We start from the raw sequence: 4515 nt of genomic DNA on the forward strand, positions 1-4515 counted from the left end.
GACTCTCATCTCAATTACAGTTTTGTTGTTCCTACATTTATCACTAAATTGTATCCCGAAGCAACACAGGACACACAGCCAGATGGCTAACACCGTATATAATTTATTGCTAGTTCTTGCCTACTTACGAAAATCCTCGCGGATTTTCTATTCGGTTTTTATTTGCTAAATTAGGTGCTTAAACACGCAACAAACCATATACAACAACGTTAGCTGCAACCTAAAAAAAACCACCGAACAATAAATGCGTAAACTATTTCAAATATTCAGAGTTGACAAATCAGAAGCAAAAAAGATTTCTGAACAACCTGACGAACCACATAATCACGATTTCGAGGAATTGTTGATAGGAATAGACGGAGAGCTGGAACATTTCATAGATTTTGATTCTACGAAAACCCAAGCACCTTTTGTTAGTTTTATATCCAAAGGAAAAGTACATCGATTGATACCAAGAATATTTAATGGCAAATGCGATATTTGGGCAATCCGTTTCAAAAGTGAATTTATTCCAGAAACCACGTTTCAGCTGTATTCTTTTTATCACGACCAAGCCAACATAAAATTAGAAAAAGGACCTTGTTTTCAAAGATTGGTTGACTTATGTAAGATGATGTCTGCTGAAACAAATCAAGAAACCCCTAATTATGCTATCATAAAACAACTATTGAGCGTTCTGTTTACAATGATAGAAGCTGAAAGGAAAAAGTCAGAGCCACAAAATGAAACTACACAAAAAACACAGCACATTTCTTTTGGAAATTTTCTGAACATTCTTGAAGAAAATTATCGAAGACCAGTTGGCGTGGAATTCTATGCGGAAAAACTATTTATGTCATCAAGAAATTTGAATCTAATTTGCCAAAATATTTTAGAGCAAAGTGTTTCTGAAATAATCGAAACCCGTAAATTGATTGAAGCAAAAAACCTATTGATTTCCACCGAAAAAACTATTTCTGAAATTGCCTACGAATTGGGGTATAACGAAAACTCATACTTCTCTAATGTGTTCAAAAAGAAGGCTGGACAATCGCCAACTGAATTTAGGGACGATATGCAAAAAAGGCTCACTTCCTAAATTTACAACTCAACTACCGCATAGTGTAATTCAAAACATAAGCCTTGTTGCTAATTTTGTAATCAAATAACAATTCAATAGAATTTAAATTTAATGATTATGAAAAAAGTAATGTATTTATTAGCAATAACCTTTATAACTATAGGTTCATACGCACAGACCCAATGGAAAGTAGACCCTTACCATTCATCCTTAAATTTTAATATTTCCCACTCTGGAATTAGCCTTGTAAACGGGAAGTTTTTAGAATACACAGGAAACTTAACTAAAAACGGAGAAGCTCTTAACGATGCAAGTTTCGATTTTACTGTTGATGTAAAAAGTATAAACACCAATGTAGAAAATAGAGACAATCACTTAAGAAGTGCTGATTTTTTTGAAGTTGAAAAGTACCCTAATATGACTTTTAAGAGTAATAAAATTTTAGCAACAGATAAACCAGACCATTATTTACTATATGGTAAGCTCACCATCAAGGATGTTGCGAAAGATGTGATTTTTAATGTAAATTTTGGAGGAATTGCCAAGAGCGACAAAGAGGAAAAGTTAGGTATGAAAGCTGAAACAATCATCAATAGGATTGATTATAATATTGATTATGACCCAACAGCTGTTGGCATTGGAAAAGATGTAACCATAGTAGTCAACTTACAGTTTGCCAAGCAGTAATATTTTTTAAAATTATTTATAAAAGAATTAAAACTTAATAAAAATGAAAACAACAAAATGGGCAATAGACCCAACACACAGCGAAATCACTTTTAAAGTAAAACACTTAATGATTTCTAACGTCAACGGAGAATTCAAAACTTTTCAAGCAAATATTGATGGTGAAGATTTTACAAAATCAACAATTTCAGCAAACATTGATGCAAGTTCCATATCTACTAATAATAACGATAGAGACACGCACCTAAAAAGCCCTGACTTCTTTGAAGTAGAAAAATACCCAGAAATTACATTTGTAAGCACTTCAATCAAAAAAGTAGATGATGATGAATTCAAATTAGTAGGCGACCTTACAATTAAAGGAACCACTAAAGAAATCACGTTAGATACCGAGTTTGGAGGTTTTATGAAAGACCCTTACGGAAACGAAAAAGCAGGTTTTTCCATAAATGGCAAACTGAACCGTAAAGACTTTGGTCTTAATTGGAATGCTGCCTTGGAAGCAGGTGGAGTAATGGTCGGAAATGAAATAAAAATTAATGCAGAAGTTCAATTTGTAAAACAATAAAAAAATGAAACAGTTAATTAAAAAGAGCTTTAGCTCTAACACCACACAGAATAACATATCCATAGCATTGTTGATACTTCGAGTTACAATTGGAGGAATGATGTTGACACACGGTTTAGGAAAACTAACAATGCTATTTGGTAACGATCCAATACAATTTGCAGACCCTATGGGTGTTGGTTTAACAGCATCCTTGGCACTTGCAGTCTTTGCCGAAGTATTCTGTTCACTCTTTTTGATTCTTGGAGTAGCAACACGGTTTTCAGCCATATCTTTAAGTATAACAATGTTTATTGCTGCATTTATTGTGCACGCAAATGATGATTTTGCAGTTAAAGAAATGGCATTACTTTATCTTTTAATTTATGTAGTGCTTGCAATTGTTGGAGCAGGAAAATATTCAATCGATAATTGGTTGAGCAAAAAAATATAACGATATGAGTAAACCAGCCCCACAAACACTACAGGTCATATACAAAGAGCAAATTTCATTACATATGATACGTTTGAAATTATATGGAAAACACATAAATGAAAATATACAATGGCAACCGGGATGCTATGTAAAGCTTGTTATCCCTAACGCATTATCTTCAGATGAAAAGCCGAAATTGAGAACGTATACAGCCAAAAGTTACAACCCGAATGAAAAAGTTTTTACCATTGATTTTGCCATCCATCAACCAGCGGGACCAGCGACCGATTGGGCGATAAATGCATCAGTTGGTGACGAGATTGATTTGTTGGGACCTGGTGAACTTAAAATAAATTCCGCAGAAGGCGATTGGTACGTTTTTGCTGCTGATATGTCTGCACTTCCAGCGGCAATTTCTGTAATGGAATCTTTATCTGCGGATGCAAAAGGATATGCGTTATTAGAAATAATGGATGAAGGAGACAAGCAGAATATCTCAATTCCTAAAAATATTGAAGTGCAATGGTTTATTCATCCAAATCCAACAATTAAAAGCAATCAGCAATTAGATGCATTAAAAATAATAAAACATTTAGAAGGCGTTCCCAATATTTTTGTAGCCGGCGAATTGAGTACCATCAGAGAAATAAAAAGCTATCTACAAGGCGAAGAACGTTTTAATAACGCTATTACCTACATAAGTTCTTACTGGAAAATAGGACTGAAAGAAGAGGAACACAAACATGCAAAAATGGAAAATCCCTAATTTCAAAATTTCCAAAGTAGTTGGGTAAAGTTAGTTACATAAAATGAATAGAAAACAATTTTTAAAATCTATGGCATATTTGCCTTTAATACCTTACAGTATGAATTTAAAAGATTTAAATAAAATGACTTCAAAAATGAGTAACACAAGCAAGATGCCTGTGTTATTTCTTGGTCATGGCAGTCCTATGAATGCCATTGAAGAAAACGAATTTGTTTTAGCATTCAAAAAACTGGGTGAAGAACTTATAAGACCAAATGCTATTCTTTGTATTTCGGCACATTGGGAAACCAAAGGAACATTTGTAACAGCAATGCAAAATCCACCGACAATACACGATTTTGGTGGTTTTCCACAAGCATTGTTTGATGTTCAATATCCAGCACCAGGAAGTCCAGAATTAGCAAAAGAAACTAAAAAAATTATTACCAAAACAGAAGTTGGATTAGACGATAAATGGGGACTCGACCACGGAGCTTGGAGCGTGATTAAACATTTATATCCAAATGCGGATATTCCTATAATACAAATGAGTATAGACTATTCGCAACCAGCAAAATATCATTATGAATTGGCAAAAGAAATAAGTAGTCTTCGTCAAAAAGGAATCTTGATTATTGGAAGTGGAAATATGGTTCATAATCTTCGTATGGTAGCTTGGAAAAAATTAAACGAAGAATATGCTTTCGATTGGGCAACAGAAGCAAACGAAATGATGAAAAGTCACATTTTAAGTGGAAACCATCAAAAACTTATTGACTTTAAATCGCAAGGAAAAGCATTTGATTTAGCCATCCCAACACCCGAACATTATCTGCCATTGCTTTACACATTGGCATTGAAAGAAGAAAATGAAAAAGTAACATTGTTTAACGACAAATCTGTTGGTGGTTCAATGTCTATGACTTCTTTAAAAATAGAATCTAATTGACGTGCGGAAAAAAGTAGAGTAGGTAAAGGGGAATCTCACCCCTAAACCTCTCACAGAACCGTACGTGATACTCTCGCATCATACGGCT

General features: G+C 33.9%; 6 protein-coding genes. All 6 read left to right on the top strand.

Annotated elements, in window-relative coordinates; translation table 11 throughout:
* The first annotated feature begins 244 nt into the window (after window positions 1-244).
* The 6 genes from RBU60_RS14020 to ygiD all read left to right on the top strand — a co-directional run bounded on the left by RBU60_RS14020 (window position 245) and on the right by ygiD (window position 4427).
* Window positions 245-1078, top strand: a complete 834-nt coding sequence (locus RBU60_RS14020) for a helix-turn-helix domain-containing protein (RefSeq protein WP_308865690.1) — start codon at window positions 245-247, stop codon at window positions 1076-1078.
* A gap of 99 nt (window positions 1079-1177) precedes the next feature.
* The gene (locus RBU60_RS14025) at window positions 1178-1747 is read left to right on the top strand and encodes a YceI family protein (RefSeq protein WP_308865692.1); all 570 of its coding nucleotides are present in this window, start codon (window positions 1178-1180) and stop codon (window positions 1745-1747) included.
* A 43-nt stretch (window positions 1748-1790) separates the two neighbouring features.
* Complete coding sequence (locus RBU60_RS14030) at window positions 1791-2315, top strand: YceI family protein (RefSeq protein WP_308865693.1); 525 nt, start codon at window positions 1791-1793, stop codon at window positions 2313-2315.
* 4 nt (window positions 2316-2319) lie between these two features.
* Complete coding sequence (locus RBU60_RS14035; protein WP_308865694.1) at window positions 2320-2748, top strand: DoxX family protein; 429 nt, start codon at window positions 2320-2322, stop codon at window positions 2746-2748.
* 4 nt (window positions 2749-2752) lie between these two features.
* Window positions 2753-3496, top strand: coding sequence for a siderophore-interacting protein (locus RBU60_RS14040; protein ID WP_308865695.1), 744 nt, complete (start codon window positions 2753-2755; stop codon window positions 3494-3496).
* A 100-nt stretch (window positions 3497-3596) separates the two neighbouring features.
* Window positions 3597-4427 (top strand): 4,5-DOPA-extradiol-dioxygenase, encoded by an 831-nt coding sequence (gene ygiD / locus RBU60_RS14045; RefSeq protein ID WP_456085769.1) that lies wholly within the window; start codon window positions 3597-3599, stop codon window positions 4425-4427.
* Window positions 4428-4515: the final 88 nt, after the last annotated feature.

The sequence above is a fragment of the Mesonia profundi genome, assembly GCF_031085155.1.
GTDB lineage: Bacteria > Bacteroidota > Bacteroidia > Flavobacteriales > Flavobacteriaceae > Mesonia > Mesonia profundi.